The organism is Nostoc sp. UHCC 0302 (assembly GCF_038096175.1).
In the GTDB taxonomy this organism is placed as follows: domain Bacteria; phylum Cyanobacteriota; class Cyanobacteriia; order Cyanobacteriales; family Nostocaceae; genus UHCC-0302.
In genome coordinates, this window is sequence record NZ_CP151099.1 from 5,179,681 (window position 1) to 5,197,497 (window position 17,817).

The following is a 17,817-nucleotide window of genomic DNA, read 5'->3' on the forward strand; positions in this document are numbered from 1 at the left end:
ATGTCTATTGATTGAGCAAATGTTGGATATAAGTTAGTTGTAATTGAATGATTTGGCTTATTTGCTTGTTAGATTCTTGTCTTGCTTCTAATAAATTAGCGTGGGCTTTAGTAATACTAGAATTGTTGGCGCTCAACCTTTGACATTGAGTCTTAAGTAGATTAGGCGATATAACTGGATTTACTAAAGATTGAGGTATAGTAACAGGATACGAAATTGATTGAGAAATTTGCTGTTGTGTTGCATCTGATTCAGAAGATTGTAATTGTTCTTTAACTTCGTTACTATCAACAATATTTTTCATAGTGTTTTCTTGTGGCTGATTATAAAAATTAATTTTTGGCTGCTCATTCTGATCAGGATTATTCAGAAAATCTATGATTTTAATTTCTGGAACATTAGCGATATTTTCATACTTATTATTGGAGCGATCGCCTCTCAAATCCCCTACTGAATCTTGAAAAATTTTCCGATTTTCGGTACTCAAAATATTATCAATAATTGATTTTCTACCTAAGTTAACTGTTTTAATAGTTGATTTATTTTGATTGCTAATTTCTTGTGCAACACTATACAATGGCGATAAATCTAAACTAACTCGATGGCTAACTAGTTTAGCAAGGGCTTTAATAATAGAAGTATGGTCGTCTACACCTCTACGATTAAGTGATACTGTAATGTGTTCTTTATTTTCTAGATTTTTATCAATCCATCGAGAGCAAACACTGCCAGCCCCTGCTTCAATAAATATTCTTGCCCCATCATCGTAGACACGATTAACTAATCGAGAAAAATCTAGTTGTTGGCATAACCCTTTGCTCACACTGCGAGCTATTTCGCTACTATCGAGTGTAATAGGTAGATAATTACCAGCTGAATAAAAAACAGTATCTGGACTATTTTGGCTTGGTAAAGAGTGTAGTTTTACCAATTCCTCATACTCCGATTGCATCGCCTCACAATGGATTACATGGTCGAAGGGAGCCGGAAAAGCATTACAACCTAAAGTTTTAATTACTCGTTCACAAGCTGCTGGTTCTCCAGCAATTAATACTTCTTCTGGTGTATTAATCTGAGTTAAATAAACGCGTTGCTCATGTTTAATACATTCTCTAACCTGAGATAGATTAGCCATGAGAACATAGGTAATCCAAAAATTATCGTTTATTGATGCAGATGTTTTTGGTAATCCCCAATATTCTAATACAGCACTTTTAGAACCAGATAATCTGTCTTTAAAAAGAGGTGATGAGTTAAAGGCATTACTTCCTTGATGAAAATTACTCCAAATTCCTTGAGCAACCATCATGCTAGTTTCACCAAGGCTATAGCCAAACACGTATTTTGGTTGAATACGGAAATAATCTTGAACAATTGTCGTAATGATTCTGGCACAGATCATTTCTGTTTCAAACATTACCAAAGAATCATCTAACAATTGCTTTTCGAGTGTTTCCAGTTGCTTCGTTGAAAACTTATTCAAGCTTCTAGGAAACACCAGTTTAACAACATCGGCAGCGCGTTTATAAAGACTTTTGATAATTACATCATCATGGAGTTTGGGAAATAGGCGGAAAAGATTGCGACCAATACCAATATAAGAATTGACGGCTGCTGGATAAACGAAAGCAATTTCGCCTGTTTTTCCTAGTGGTTTAGCAGTAAAATAACTACCTAAAGGTGTTAGCCAATCTGTGCCATCCTCAAAAGCTTTATTCACGCCCTTGCGAGCAGATTCGATTTCTTTGAGCAATTCTTTTTTGTTGCGTCCTATAATTGCTATAGCATACTTTGCTGCTGAAACTTTCTCAAAACTAGCTAAGGTTTGACTAGTAGTAACTAATAAAGAGTCACTATTTTCGATAGTTAATTGAAGATTCTCTAAAGCCTTGAGTAAATCTGTGCTAGCGTTTGCTGCGAGTGGAAAAAGATAAAATGGAATTTGCTCTAAATATGTGCTGCTGCGCTCTTGTTGGTTGGATTCTTCTGATAATATTAAATGGGCAGAAGTTCCATCACACCCGATACCATTAATTGCTGCGACTCTGCGTGTACCATCTTTGTTGAGAAACCAAGGTCTTGATTCTGTAGGAACGTAGAAAGGACTGGCTTGCCAAACTTCTGGAGTTTTGATGCTAGACCAATTGGGGGTGGCAGGAATATATCTGTAATAGAGACACAGCGCGGTTTTAATCAGGCTGGCGATTCCTGAAGCTACATAAGTATGACCGATATTAGCTTTGACACTGCCAAGCGCACAGTTAAGGTCATTTGTGCCGCCTGGATAAGCCTGGAGTAAACCTGTAATTTCGGCTTCGTCTTCTTGAGGAATGCCACTACCAGAAACCTCTAGATAGTTAACCTCTGTGGGTTGAACACCTGCCATCTGGAAAGCTTGATTACAGGTTTGGTTAATAGTTTCCGCATCTATAGAATTTGAATAACTCTGCCCGAAACTAATGGCATCAATAACTGCATAGATGCGTTCATTATTTTGTCGGGTGATTTCGTGACGCTTCAAGACGATTGCACCTGCGCCTTCGCCAACCATCCAGCCATTAACCTTCTGGTCATAACTTAAGGTATGAATACCAGTGTTAATTTTGGCAAATTGGCTTCGCAGCAAGACATTTTCCACCCCACCTGCCAAATCAACAGCACCAATAACTACAGCATCCACTTCCCCAGTCGTCAGTAGCATTTGGGCAACTTCTAAAGCTTTGAAAGCTGAAGTTTCTACCGCCGTGATGGTGAATGCTGGCCCCGTGAAATTCCATAGCGCAGAAATCCGACTCGCCATGATATTGCCGATGTAACTCAAATATTCAGCAACATCTACTTGATGATGGACACTATCTTTGACAATGGTTTCCAATTGAGTAACTTTCTCACCAGACAAGCCAATTTCCGCAGCCTTGAGACCATCCTGAATCTGCCAAGATAAATTCCATCTTTGCTGTAGCTGATGTACAGCCAGTTCTGCTTCGGCGGCAATAATAACAGCGACATTGCCCCCTTGTTTCATATTCGCATCTTTAAGGGCGCGATCGCAAACCTTCAGCAGTAACAGTTGTTGTGGGTTGAGCTTTTCTAGTTCGTTCGGGGGAATTTTGTAAGCTAAAGTATCAATTTCAAAATCTGTAATGTATGCCCCCACAGGTGGTTTTCCATCTGTTAACCCATACTTTTTAAGTAAGTTCTCTTGCGCTTCTATTCCGTGCCATCTTTGGGGCGGTAAGGGAATAAAATGCTGTTTAGCATTATAAACGCTACGTTCAAAGGCATCTAAGCCATTACATTCACCAAAAAAGGCATCCATGCCGACAATAGCAATTTTGGCTGATTGCACCGTTTCAGCTATTTCGCTGATGGTTTCTTGTTCAAGAATCATTTTAAAGTTTCCCCTTGTTCAAGAATCAAATGAGAGTTAGTTCCACCAAAACCAAAAGCACTTAAAGCTGCGTATTTATTACCAATCTTGTTTGGCCATGCCGTGGTATTTCTCACAATATTTTTGGCGGAAATTACACTATTTTCAGAACCGAGAGGTTCAGTAACATTTATAGTTGCTGGAATAAAACCATGAGACATACTTAAAACTGCCTTCGTTAAACTCACCATGCCCGCAGCAACAAGTAAATGGCCAACATTTGCTTTAGCAGAACCTACCAAAGGTGATGTTTGATGTTGACCAAAAAAAGTTTCGATTGAGTTAAATTCTGTAGTATCTCCTAGTAGAGTACCTGTAGCGTGGCACTCCAGATAATCAATTGCTTTAGGACTTAGTTGTGCCTCAGCATAAGCTCTCTCAAATGCTAAAATTTGTCCCTGAGAGCTAGGACTAAGCAAGTGCTTACCTTTACCATCATTTGAGAGTCCATTACCACAGATAGTTGCTAAGATTTTATCACCATCTCTGATGGCATCACTATATCGTTTTAGCAATACCATTCCTACACCTTCTGCTGTAATTAATCCTCTAGATGATTTATCTAAGGGACAACTAATACCATTTTCTGGATAACCTTGAATACCAGAAAATAACATTCGTAAAAATAATGGTTCTGAACAACTGATTGCACCAGCTAACATTAAATCAGCCTTGTGCGATCGCAAATAATGAGATGCCAATTTAATAGCATAAAAAGATGATGAGCAGGCAGCATCTATACAAAAGTGGGTACTAGATAAAGATAGAGATTTAGCAATTAATGCTGCTGGAAAGCCTGAGATCATTGCATTATATGGGGAGGGTTTCGCCGCTGATGGGAAAGCTCCTAAACGAAAGTTTTCTTGCTGTAAAAGTTCGGCGATCGCAGGTTCAATAGTTTGTTGATAAATTGGTGCAAACAATTGATTAGAGGCTTTTGTCGGGAACGACAGATTACCTAAAATTACACCACATTTGGAGAGAATATTTTGATTTCCCCAATAGCCACTCTGCACAATTGCTTGTTTAGCTGCATACAGCGACCACTTAAACGTATTATCCAAGCTTTCTGCTAAATCTGATGGTAAATTATATTCGCTAGCATCAAAATGAAAGTTACGAATGAATCCTCCCTTTAGGGAATAAATTGTTTCTGGTTGACCTTTCGCAGCATTGTAAAAATTTCTGGGATTTACTCCCATCTCATCAACACTAACAGATGATATTGAGTCTCTTTGTTCTGTAAGGTTATGCCAAAACTCTTCCGGGTTATTAGCATCAGGAAAGAGGCAGGATAATCCGATAATTGCTATTTTTTCCACTGCTTATATCTTTATAAAAGGTGGTTGTTTATTTTGTGAAAAATATTTTTATTGAATGAACCGCAGAGGCGCAGAGAACACAGAGGAGAGAGGGGGAAGAAAGGTTATTACCAGTGATTTATAATTACAATAGTACTCCTAAATAACAAGTAATTTTCAAGAGTCATTACTTTTGCCTTAAGGATTCTATAGGTAACACGACTGCCTTAGCTTGTAAGATGCGTGTATATACTTTTCCTTGACGATTGTGGAGAATAAAATTTGCAGTCACACTAGTTTCTGTTTTGCCAGTGATTTCGCAAGAAACATAAAAAGGTTCATTACATGGAGTAACTGCAAACTGTTCAGATATTGTCAATTTTCCAGGTAAACAAACTTGCTGATGAAAATGGCTCAACCAAATCCATAAAGATTGGGTACTTAAGTCAGTTGTATAAGGATTGTGCCATTTGACAGGAAACTGTCCTTGTTGCTGGTCTGTGATTTGTTTCCAAAAACATTCGACAGTAATTTTTTCGGGGCTAATATTTAAGACTTTTCTAATTTGCTGAAATGCTGGCCCATGAAATAATGAAGAATCTCCACTTTTATAAAAGCCTTCGCCGATAGTGGTGATAATGTTATCTTCAGCAAGATTCACTGATTCATAAATAGGATTTGCTGGTATTTCTCGAACCAGTTTAGTCAGGGCGCGGAAATGATAATAGGTTTTCCCTTCAGGATTATTACTCAAAATTGTAGCTTGAAATTCGACAGAATCGGAATTAGTTTTAGATACTTCTTGCAATTCTAAGATATATTCTTTTGCTAAAGTTTCATTAAAAATAATTCCCTTTAATACTTGGAAATCTTTAGAAACAAAACATCTATAGCCAGGATAAAGTTCTTCACAGGCATTAATTATCCAGGACATAGCACAGGTAGCTGGTAATACTGGATAACCAGCAATCATATGATCGTATAAAAATGGATTTTCTTCTAGTGTTATGCAACGACTAATACGATAATTTTGCAACTCTGAGTCTAAAGGTACAGCAGGAGCAATAATTGGGCTACCAATAACAACTTGTGTAGTTTCATGATGTGTAGGATGCAGTTCATTAACTAGCATTTGTGTCCCAGCTTCTACAGGAATAACTTCAATTCCTCGCTCAGCAAAAGCTTTTTTGAGTTCTGATGAAACCATTCCACTATCCCAAGCGCCCCAATTAATTGCCACTACATGACAAGCAGGATAGTTTTGTTTAATTAAATGCGCTGACTTGTTGAGAATTTCGTTAGCTACTGCATAATCAGTCTGTCCAATATTTCCATAAAATCCTGTGACTGAAGAGAACAAAACTAAATGCTCAAGTTGATTAGCGTTAACACAATTAAGTAGGTTTTCTAAACCCTGAACTTTTGCTGTGTAGACTTTTTCAAAATCTTGCTCAGTTTTCTTTTCAATTAATTTATCGGCTAAATTCCCAGCACCGTGGATGATTCCGGTAATTGTGCCTAGACGGTTGACAGCAGCAGCAAGTTTTTCTTGTAGTACCTGTGTATCTGTGACATCGACACTAATATATTCTGCTGTCGCTCCTGTTTGTTGTATCGAAGAGAGAGTTTTTTTAATTTCGCGATTAGAGTTAATTTTGTTATATATCTTTTGTACATTCATGGGTGTGGGCTTCTCACCCTGAGCAAGAAGATTCTCCATGATGCATTTTTTTAATGCTGATTCTTCAAAACAATTTTGAGCAAAATCTGGTTCGGTTTCTAGAAGTTCAGAACGACCAAGAAGAATGAATTTGCAAGGTTGTTGCTGTGCTAATTTAATAGCGCAATCAGCCGTAATTCCTTTAGCACCGCCACTTACAACAAACACAGATGATGGACGAATTGGGGCTATTGCTGTCATAAATCCTCGGGAAAAACTTGCAGAATCAAATTATTTATTTCCTGTCTTTCTCTGTGTCGCGCCAGTTGCTACAACGGGGGGAATCCCCGCAACGCACTGGCTTCTCTGTGCCTTGGCGGTTCGTTTTTTCAACCGCCAAGACGCAGAGAGCGCAGAGAGAAGAAATTAATTGGCGATAAGGGTGACTCTTCCTTGTGAACCGTAAGCAACTTCGCCAATGTAAAGATTGGGGTCGTGAAGTTCAGCAACGATATGCTCTACTGACTGTTTGGCATTAATAGCTGGACTGAGGTCGATCGCACGAGAAAATACTTTTGGCCATTCCCATCTCAGAGTCTTAGTCAAACCAAATAGACCAGCAGCGATCGCACCAAAATTGACTTTATAATCTAACCCAAAGGCTCCATCAAGATGGGCGACTGTGCAGAAACAACTACGTCCATGACGCGCTGCTTCATTCAAAGATGGTTTGAGATGTTTTGCCATCAAAAATACTTGTTTAACAATCGCCTTTTCTTGTTCAAGATAAGAAACCGGGGCGTTGTCATTTGTCGCAAATACAGGATGTAGATGAATGAAAGCCCCAATTTTTCCGTAGTTAGTTGCGATCGCTTGCAGTTGTTCTTGGAGATGTTCTTCACTCAAGTTTGCTAGTGTCACACGAGTTACGCCTGCGGTTAAAGCCGATCGTTGGGGGATAAGCGATTGGGGGAAACTTAAAACCACCACTTTCCAACCTTGTTCGAGCAGAGAATGAGCCAATTTAGAAGTAGCGAGGGAACCATCATCGGTGATTAAACCGATGTGTCCCTCTGGTAAAGTGAAATCCAAATAATCTGGTCGTGGTAGAGTTTTGAGTTTGACGGTACGCCGTGGAATATTCGTATCTATTAAGGGTAGTTGGTCAAACTCAGACTGAAACTTTTTTTTTTCACCTCCAACTAACTGTTGAAGATACTCGACTATTTGACCAATAGTGCGTAGTTCGCCCAGTTCTTCCACATTCGGTTTAGGCAAATTGGGATACATTTCTTGCATTGCTCCCAAAATTTCCACCCGTTTGATCGAGTCAATCCCTAAGTCTGCTTCCATGTCCATTTCCAGTTCCAGCATCTCTATTGGGTAGCCTGTTTTCTCACTGGTAATGGTTAACAAGATTTGGCTCAAGTCAGCGAATTCATTACTTGCTATTAGTTCTGGTGCTGTATTGAATGGAACAATTTCGCTGACTGGAGATTGGGGATTGGGGACTGGGGAAGGTGGGGCCCCCTTTGGGGATAAGGGGTAATGGGGACTGGAGACTGGGGACTGAGGGCTGGTAACTGAGGATTGGACAGTGAGGACTAGAGACTGGGTAGATTCTTCTTTCAGTTCTCTGTTCTCAGTTTGCAGTTCCTGAACGGCAGAAATTTTAACTTCTACGGAGAGATTTGGCGAAGTTCGAGATTGCAGATATTCCACAACTTGCCCAATGGTGCGTAGTTCTCCCAGTTCTTCCATATTCGGCTTCGGTAAATCGGGATATATTTCTTGTAATGCTCCTAAGATTTCCACACGTTTGATCGAGTCAATACCTAAGTCGGCCTCCATATCCATGTCTAGCTCCAGCATCTCCACTGGATAGCCTGTCTTATCAGTCACGATGCTCAGTAGAGTTTGACTCAGGGTAGCTTTATCAATGGAATGAACTGGAGGAGATGAGGGGGATGGGGAAATAATTTCTTCTCTTGCTTCCCTGCTCTCTGCTCCACCTCGGCTACGCTCGGTGGTCGCCTGCTCCCCTGCTTTGATGGGCGCAATTATATCCTGCAATAGTTTTGCTTGATGATTCGCGTTACTATTTGTACCATGACCATTAGTTGAAGCTGGCTCAGAGTCTGTGGCTAATTCTTTGTGAGGTACAGCAACCGATACCGCTTTTACCATAATAGAGCGATCGCTTTGCTCTGCTCCCCACATAACTTGGTGTTTGGTCACATCCTCAGCGATCAACTGCTCATACTGTTGCTGGAGCAATTGGAAAAAGTTATGAGTGTATCCCTGCTGATAGTTCAGATATTCCTCATGGATGCGGAGGGTTTCAGCTTGATGATCGTGGAGTCGCATCATGCTGCGCTCTGAGCTAGAAAGTGCAAGTTGCTGAGTTTCAGCTTGTTGTTCAGTGAATTTAACATTTCCCCACAACAAATGCTGTTGCTGCATCAGTTGGAAAAAGGTTTTGGTATATTCCGTTTGATGCTTCAAAGATTGTTCATGAACCTGCAAAATATCACGTTGATGGCGATTGAATTCTATAAGGGTGTACTCTAAGCTGTCTATAGCTCGTTGATAATTCACAGGCGGTTCTAGGCTTGGTTGCACTGGCTTGAGATCCAGCCCATCTGATGGTAAGTCCTTGATAGAGATGACTTGACCGTTAGTTACTGGCTTCTCTGCTAGTTGGTCGGATGAGTTGGAGAGCGAGTGATTTCCTTGACCATTGAGAGTTGTAGCAACTGGTGTGCTTAAAATATTCGCTGTTGCTAGTTGATTGGCGTCGGTAGGAGCCAATTTCACTTGATGCCCATTTTGCAGCGCTGTTTCAAAGGCTTGTTTCGTTTTTTGCGAAACATAGTTAGTGCTATCTAAGCGGACATTTAAGACCTTATTAGCCGAAGTTGTTGGGATTTTTTGTTCGAGCTGGTAAGGGTCTAAATTTTGTAAAGGCAAACCAGCGACACGTAACTGCATAACAGCTTCTCGCAGAGTGCGATCGCTACTCTTGGAATGACTAGCATTTAATGCTACTGCTATATGGGGGCGATCGCTTAGGATATCTTTTACTAAGCTGGTAAGAATATTTCGCGGCCCAAATTCAATAAAGCAATGACCGCCTTCAGCATAAATATTTTCAATCTCCTGCTTAAACAGCACCTGATTTATCAGATGTTCTTTAAGGATTTTTAGAATAACTTGCGGCTCATCTGAGTAACGTTTCCCTGTGACATTGGTGTAAACCGGGATTTGTGGTTTTTTGAATGTAATTTGCTCAATTGCTTTGGTAAAGGGTTTCTGTGCATGAGCCACTAGTGGAGTGTGAAAAGCTGCGGAAACTCCTAATAAGACGGTAGAAAAATCTGTCGCTCTGAGAGCTTCTTGCACCTTGGCAATTTCAGCTTTTGTCCCAGCCAGCACCACCTGATGATGAGAATTCAAATTAGCAATGGTGACTAGCGGGAAATTCTTGATTAGTTCTGCAACCTGATTGACATCTCCTTTCACCGCCAGCATCGCTCCTGCATCAAACTGGGGGTCTTGTGGTGCAGCCATAGCTTGACCCCTAGCTTTCACCAAGAAAAAGTAATCTTCTTCACTCAAAACACCCGCAGCCCACAAAGCCGTTAGTTCTCCAAAACTATGTCCAGCAACAAAATCTGGCTTAAACCCAGCTTGTTGCAATATCTTGTACAAACCTGCGCTAAAAGCCCCAATCGCGGGTTGTGCATATTCTGTACGCTGCAATGCTTCTATCTGAGCAGCTTTTTGCTCTGCCTCGAACATAGGAGTAGGAAAAACAACCTCTGACACTGGTTGCAATCCATCTTCGTGAAAAAGGCTGTCCATCTGAGCATAAGTCTGCCGCAACTCAGGGAAATTAATTACGATTTCCCGACCCATTTCCAAATACTGTGAACCTTGCCCAGAGAACAAAGCCACTACTTTTCCCTGTGTCGCCATCCCAGTTTTACGGTAGTAAACCCCTTGGGGATGCTCCCAGGATTCTGTTTGTGGCTTGTTTGTTAACCAATCAATAGTTATCTGCAAGAAGTCGCAAGCCTGGGCGAGAGACTCGGCAACAAAGCCAACTCTGGCATTAGTGAGCGGAACTTCTAAAGATTTAGATGCCGCAATCAGTTCTGTATAATGCTGGTTTCCAGCATCAGATCGCAATTTCAGTTGGGTTTGTTGACAACGAGACAACAACTGCTCTGGTGTTGAAGCAAATAGCAGCACCGACTGCGGACTGTTATGTAAACGATAAGCAAGGTTTTGTGACGCTGGGCGATCGCTTTGGTATTCTTCTAAAACAACGTGATAATTTGTGCCACCAAAGCCAAAAGCACTCACTCCAGCACGTCTTGGCTGAGCATCGCTGCTAATCCAAGGTCTTGTTTCCGTATTTAAATAAAACGGCGAGCTATCAATATTTAGTTTAGGGTGCGGTTTAGTGATATTAATTGTGGGTGGTAATACTTTGTGGTGCAAAGCTAAAGCTGTTTTGATCAAACTTGCCGCACCCGCAGCAGCTTTTGTATGTCCAATCTGTGATTTGACAGTGCCGAGGGCGATATGTTGTTTTTTGGGATTATTTTCGCCAAAAACTTCTTTAATAGATGCGAATTCGGCTGGATCTCCGACCATAGTTCCTGTGCCGTGTGCTTCAATTAAGCCGACACTCTCAGGGGAAATTCCGGCATCTTCATAAGCACGACGCAAGGCTTTGACTTGACCTTCTGGACGCGGTGCATAAATGCTTTTATAACGACCATCACTGGAAGCGCCTATGCCTTTGATGACTGCATAAATTCGGTCATTGTCTCGCTTGGCATCCTCAAGGCGCTTCAGCACTAGCATCCCGACACCTTCACCCAGCATAATCCCATCAGAGCCGATATCGAATGGTTTGACGTTCTGGCTTTGCGAGACAGCCGGAGTTTTGCTGAAACACATATAGGCAAAAACCGAGTTGTCGGTATCAACTCCACCAGTGAGCATCATATCGGCTCGATGCTCAACTAGTTCGCTAATTGCCATTTTTAGCGCACCCAAAGAACTAGCACAAGCGGCATCTACGACACAGTTGATCCCACCAAAATCTAGGCGGTTAGCGATGCGTCCAGCAACTACGTTAGCTAACATTCCAGGGAAGGCGTTTTCTTCCCACTGCACATATGCACTTTTGATTTTCTCAATGATTTTTTGCGTATCTTCATCGGATAAGCCACTACTTTTGAGAGCTTTTTCCCAAACTGGATACTGCAATCTCGCACCCAATGGAACAGCCAACTGGTTTCCTAAAGCTACACCCAAAACTACACCAGTGCGATCATGATTAAACTGCCCAGATTCGCCGTAGCCTGCATCTTCCATTGCTGCTTTAGCAACAACTAGACCTAGCAACTGTGAAATATCTGTGACTTCTAGAATATTGGGCGGCATCCCAAATTCCATCGGGTTAAAATCAATTTCGGGGAGAAATCCCCCCCGTTTGCAGTAGGTTTTGTCTGCTGCTTTGGGATTGGGATCGTAGTAATCTTCTACATTCCAATGTGAAGCAGGAATATCTGTAATACAATCAACTTTGTGAATAATTTTTTCCCAGTATTCCTGCAAATTTTTAGATTGGGGGAATATTGAGGCCATCCCAATAATGGCAATATCTGTTTGCTGACGTTTCGCCTTTATTTTGCTAGTTTGGGGTACATTTCCAAGCATATTTTTTTTCACCTGTATGAGCTTTAAAAGAGCCTTTTCACAATTGCTTACTTCGTCTTGCAACTGTGCCAAGACAGCTTCAAATTTAGAAGCAGCCATGACTTCATCTTCACTATTTTGCTAGTACCATGTAGATATGTTGAAAGATTCAGTTTCTCTATAATTAAGGAAACTTAAAATCAGATTTTAGAATGAATATTTTTCTTGACAAATAAGTTATGAAGGGTTCAAAGCCTACAATATAGACTCTTGAGTGGCTTCAGCTTGGATAATTTCATCCAGAAAAGTTATCCAACTTCTACTCATCCTATAAGATTGCCATTTGTGCTTATATTAGACTGATAATTGGTTCATCGCAATTGATAAGCAACTTATATGCAACTAGATATGTCTGGCTAGGTAGAATGCTGATTGAGCATGAATTTGCAAGTTAACGCAAATTCAAAATTTTAAATTGATGTTTGCTCATTTATAGATTGTAATTGACTACAAGAATCAGAATCTACATTAGGAACTTCTACAAAGTTTGGTTCTAAATCAGGTTCATCGTCTACTTTCCTCATAATTCCTTGACGTTGAGCAGCAGCTAATAGCTTTCGCTCAAATTCACTAGTACTAATCCCAAGCTCAGATGCTGTTTTGGTTTTCCACTCTTCTAGCTCAAAATCATGATAATTGAGCCATTCATGCACCACAAGGCGGGCCATTTCAGCTTTACGAAGAGTCTGACGAGCTGCATGAAAAATCAGCCGTTGGTTATCAAAGCTTGGTAATGAAAGCATGAATCGCTGTAGTTTCATTTCGTCTTAGGTCTTTGGGTGGGCGATAACTTCGTTAAGCTTCTTGTAGAGAAGCTTTGCGTAGCTTGCTTCCCCATATGGGTACGCTGATGCTATCACTCACATAACTAAAAAACTCTTATCTATTAATATCTCATCTAGCCATAGTTAATTATTAAAGTTGCACATAAATTTCATATATATTACTTTAACCATATTTTATTGACTACTATAAATCTCCAAGGTAAAAATTTATTCATGGGTAATAGTTTATTTGCAAAAATGAATTTATAGATTAAATACATTTTTGGTTTAACTCGAAAAACTATACCTATTTATTACATAATCCTAAATTTTGCTTCTTAGGTATTTTACTATCTTATACCCATTTTCCATAAGCTTGCACTTAATAATTGCTCCTTCTTCCTTTGTGTCCTTCTCTTCGTTCGCGCAGTGTGTCGCAGACAGACGCTTCTCTACGAGAGGCTACGCCAACGCGAATGCGTCCTTCTCCCTACAGCCCTTCTTCTAAAGGAGACCAAGGCGAACGGGCATCCTACGGCAGGCGCTAGCGTCTCCCCTTCTCCCAAAGAGAGACGCTCTCTGCGAGACGCAAGCTCGCTAACGCTACACTAACAACAGTTCCCTACGGCAGGAAACCCGCCTACAGGACTGTTTCACCGTTGCGCGTCCACGTTTAAAAATCTTAAGTGTATCATCATAGCGAATTGTATTAGCAATCAATTCATAGCTTTAATTAGCTTAAATTTATTAAAAAACGTCTTAGAATCTTCTAAATTTTATTTTCAAAATTAAAATGTATAACTGGAAACAAGAATCTTTAAGCAATATCTGAACAGTTAGCTGTGATAATGCAACTGGGTATAAGAAATTATCAAGCAGTAATGTCCTCAGTTTTCACATCTATCTAGAAGTTGATTTTTCTAAAAACAATACATAAATTTATCAAATAACTGTTTTTCTGCATATTTTTATTTGCAAATAATGAGTTTCTGTAAAGATGTAATTTTAGCCACTAGTAGCTACGTCTAAAGAATGAAAAATATCTATATTTAACAGAGTTTTGGTAAACCAAACACTTTATTTGAGATGATAGATAGCAGTGCGGACATAATACTGTTAAAACCAATTAAATATTGTTACTCTCGTATCCAGTTTATGTTTACATATTACTAGTTGTTTAGCATCAAATTTGTTGCATATGGCTTGCAATTGAGTATCAATCAGTTTATTGTATGTGATTAAATAAAGTAACTCGATACTATTAGTTAAACGGAGATGTAAGATATAGAAATAAGTAGAATACAAATCTAAATTCACCTTATTACTTGATTACTCAACCTGTTATAAACTGATAGTATGGCGATGTAAGTTAATGCGATAAACCGTGTTGTATTAAGCGTTCTGCATGATTAAACTTACACGAAATTACAAGGGCTTGCTGGCATGAGACTATCTGATCTTGATCCACTCATACCGCTAACTGAGTTAAGAGAAGAACTCCTGAAGTTACCGAAAGGCTACTCGTTTTATGAAGAAGAACTAGTAGATTTTTTATCTCGACGAAGATGGCCTGAAAGTAATCGCCGCATTGATCGGACTACTTTCTGGCGATGGAGAAATGATAACGGAATTGAGCATCAAAAAGTATTCAGCCGATTGGATATTTTGAAACTCTGCCAAATTTGTGACCACTATCGGATAGATGGTACGCGCAGCGAATACTTAGCAATTCTTAAAAAGAACAAAGAAGTAGCGCTACAGAGGTAATCACGCATCTAAGTGGATGTGTAAAACAGCGAAACTAATAAAAGCTGGTTTAACTAACGGATTGATGGATACTATATTTATAGTTCCATCTTCCCAGCTTTTTCTCTAACAATTGAGACCCGACATAATCAAGCAACGCTACAAACTGTACTTTCTCTTCTGGCTTGAAAATAGGTGTAGGGGTTAGCTTTGTCAAAGTAAGTGAGAAACTTTATTTGCTATCACCGGCTTGCAAGTGATTTTACTTCGTATCTACCCTGCGGGAAGCTGCTATTGCGTCTATGTACCTTTGTGATTAATAAAATTAATTTTTCAACCACAAAGGTGAGGGCAGCCGTGTGGGATAGTTGCCAGTTACTAAGACACAGCGAAAAGTCTGAGTAAAATTCTAAACCTAATATTGAGCGATACTCTGGCTAGTGATTACAGCAGAATTCATAAGTAAAACAATCTTTCTGCCTAGCTTTGAGAGCTAGTTTGTGTACTGCACCAACTTAAAATCTGCTGTAAATATCCTTCGATAACTTCTAAAGGTGAAGCTGTAACGTAGACATCAAAAAGTTGGAAGTAGTTTGTTGTCAGATATCGTTAAATTGAAAGACATAATTATGGTAAACAAACAAAAGCAGTCATTTACAAAACCTGTCGGTTGGTGGTCGATAGCTTTAGCCGCGGCTATGGCTTTAGCGACTGGCGGAGTTTCTCTCTACGGTATTTCACAATTTCAATTGACCTCTAAATCACAATCACCAATTACCCCAAGCACTTCTCCTAAAATTACTGCGGTGGCGGCTTTAGGACGTTTAGAACCGGAAGGAGAAGTTATTCGTCTGTCGGCTCCCGATTCCCAAGGGGGTGTTCGAGTTGCAAAACTCTTGGTAAATAAAGGAAATAAAGTGCTTCAGGGGCAAATAATTGCAATTCTTGACAGTTACGCTCCTCGTCTGGCAGCTTTAGAAAAAGCTCAAAAACAAGTCCTCGTTGCTCAAGCTAGTCTCAATCAAGTAAAAGCGGGGGCAAAAACTGGAGACATCTCTGCACAACAAGCAACGATCGCTCGCCTAGAAGCTGAGTTGAATGGAGAAACTGCTGCACAACAAGCAACAATCACTCGCATAGAAGCAGATTTGCGGAATGCTGAGAGCGAAAATCAACGATATCAGCAGTTATATAAAGAAGGTGCGATTTCCGTTTCTGACTCAGACGCTAAACGTTTACGAGTTGAGACCGTTCAACAACAACTCAATGAAGCCAAAGCTTCTCTCAAGCGGACTATAGAGACTCTACAAAAGCAGTTAACCGAAGCTAAAGCTAAGCTCAAGAGTATTGCTGAAGTCCGTCCTACCGACGTCGAAGCAGCATTGGCTGATGTGGATAGTGCGATCGCTTCAGTTAAACAGGCTCAAGCAGACTGGGATTTAAGTATTGTGCGATCGCCTATACGCGGCCAAGTTTTGAAAATTAATGCTTGGCCTGGAGAAATCATTGGGAGTAAAGGAATAGTTGACTTAGGCCGCACACAGCAGATGTATGTAGTAGCAGAAGTCTATGAAACCGATATTAAAAAAGTGCGTCTAGGCCAGTCAGCCATTATTACCAGCGACGCTTTTACAGGGAAATTACGCGGAATAGTTACAGATATTGGTTTGCAAGTTGGTAAACAAAATATCTTTAATACCGATTTGCAAGCAGGCACTGATAATAAAGTAGTAGATGTAAAAATCCGCATCGATAACTTAGCAGATAATCAACAAGTTGTGGCTCTTACTGAATTACAGGTGCAGGTACTTATTGAAATATAAACTTCGAGAATAAGCTTTATTCACTCACTCTCGCTATTCAAAGAAGTTGTTAATTGCTCATCCACGTTTCAATTACAGATTTCCTAAAAGTTTGGTATTTTAATCTGCATCACTTGAGGCTTACAAGATGATTCTCAATATACCTCTAGCTTGGCTACAACTATCAAGACAAAGAGTTCGTTTTCTTGTAGCTTTAGCTGGAATTGCTTTCGTTGCAGTTCTGATGTTTATGCAAATTGGTTTCCAAGATGCTCTCTATGCCAGTGCTACACAACTGCATAAGAATTTACAAGGAGACCTATTTATCATCAGCGCTCAATATAAATCTTTGACATCCAATCAAAGCTTTTCGCGCTGGCGTTTATATCAAGCATTAGCTTTTGAAGGTGTAGAATCAGTTAGCCCTTTATATATGCAATTTGCCAAGCTTAAAAATCCAAGTAATGGTCTCAAATTTCCCATGTATGTCCTTGGATTTGACCCAGTTAAATCGATTTTTACCTTTCCAGAAGTCCAGCAAAATTTTAAGTTACTACAACTTCCTGACACAGTTTTATTTGACGGCGCTTCACGACCAGAGTTTGGGCCGATCGCTCAAGAATTTAAACAAGGAAAACCTGTAAAAGTTGAAGTATTCAGCTATACCGCATACATTGGATATCAAGTTAAAGTTGGTGGTTTATTCAATCTCGGCCCTTCCTTTGGAGTTGATGGTAATTTAATTGTTAGTTCCTCAACTTTCTTACGAATATTTCAAGACCGTTCAGTACAAGATATAGATATAGGCTTAATTAATCTCAAACCTGATGCTAATCCCGAAAAAGTTGCAGCAAGTTTGTCAGCTAAATTACCTAAAGACGTAATAGCTGTCACCCGTGAACAATTTATTAGATTAGAAAAAAGCTATTGGACTCTCAGAACACCTATTGGGTTTGTATTTAATTTGATGGTAACTATGGGGTTTGTTGTGGGTGTAATTGTTGTCTATCAAATCCTTTATAGTAATATTTCTAATCACTTAGCTGAATATGCAACCTTAAAAGCAATGGGTTTTAAAAATAAATACCTATTGAGTGTAGTTTTTCAGCAAGCTTTAATCTTAGCTTTTCTAGGTTATATTCCTGGTTTTGTGATATCTCTTGCTCTCTATAATTTAGCTAAGAATGCTACTAATCTACCAGTAATAATGAGTATAGATAAGGCAATAGTAGTACTAGTTTCAGCAACTTTAATGTCCTTAACTTCTGCCTTTTTCTCTACAAATAAGCTCCGAAATGTAGACCCAGCCGATATTTTTTAATCAAAGATTTAAATTTTA

At 39.7% G+C, this 17,817-nt stretch carries 7 protein-coding genes and 1 pseudogene; 3 read left to right on the top strand and 5 right to left on the bottom strand.

Annotated elements, in window-relative coordinates; all coding sequences use genetic code 11:
* Positions 1-4: 4 nt before the first annotated feature.
* The 5 genes and pseudogenes from WKK05_RS22555 to WKK05_RS22575 all read right to left on the bottom strand — a co-directional run.
* Complete coding sequence (locus WKK05_RS22555; protein ID WP_341525308.1) at positions 5-3,391, bottom strand: type I polyketide synthase; 3,387 nt, start codon at positions 3,389-3,391, stop codon at positions 5-7.
* Positions 3,388-4,752, bottom strand: coding sequence for a polyketide synthase (locus tag WKK05_RS22560; protein WP_341525309.1), 1,365 nt, complete (start codon positions 4,750-4,752; stop codon positions 3,388-3,390). The genes WKK05_RS22555 and WKK05_RS22560 overlap by 4 nt, the downstream gene beginning before the upstream one ends.
* A 166-nt stretch (positions 4,753-4,918) precedes the next feature.
* Positions 4,919-6,652, bottom strand: coding sequence for an SDR family NAD(P)-dependent oxidoreductase (locus WKK05_RS22565; protein WP_341525310.1), 1,734 nt, complete (start codon positions 6,650-6,652; stop codon positions 4,919-4,921).
* Positions 6,653-6,817: 165 nt separating this feature from the next.
* Entirely contained in the window at positions 6,818-12,226 is a 5,409-nt protein-coding gene (locus WKK05_RS22570) for a beta-ketoacyl synthase N-terminal-like domain-containing protein (RefSeq protein ID WP_341525311.1), read from the bottom strand.
* 470 nt (positions 12,227-12,696) lie between these two features.
* A pseudogene (locus tag WKK05_RS22575) lies at positions 12,697-12,909 on the bottom strand (hypothetical protein); the annotation flags it as partial.
* Positions 12,910-14,373: 1,464 nt separating this feature from the next.
* Here WKK05_RS22575 and WKK05_RS22580 point away from each other — a divergent pair.
* The 3 genes from WKK05_RS22580 (at position 14,374) to devC (ending at position 17,799) form a co-directional block, all read left to right on the top strand.
* Entirely contained in the window at positions 14,374-14,697 is a 324-nt protein-coding gene (locus tag WKK05_RS22580) for a hypothetical protein (protein WP_341525312.1), read from the top strand.
* Positions 14,698-15,305: 608 nt separating this feature from the next.
* Positions 15,306-16,499: an ABC exporter membrane fusion protein gene (locus WKK05_RS22585; RefSeq protein ID WP_341525313.1), complete on the top strand. Its 1,194-nt coding sequence runs from the start codon at positions 15,306-15,308 to the stop codon at positions 16,497-16,499.
* Between the two features lie 127 nt (positions 16,500-16,626).
* On the top strand, positions 16,627-17,799 hold the full coding sequence (gene devC / locus WKK05_RS22590; RefSeq protein ID WP_341525314.1) for an ABC transporter permease DevC: 1,173 nt from the start codon (positions 16,627-16,629) through the stop codon (positions 17,797-17,799).
* Positions 17,800-17,817 lie beyond the last annotated feature (18 nt).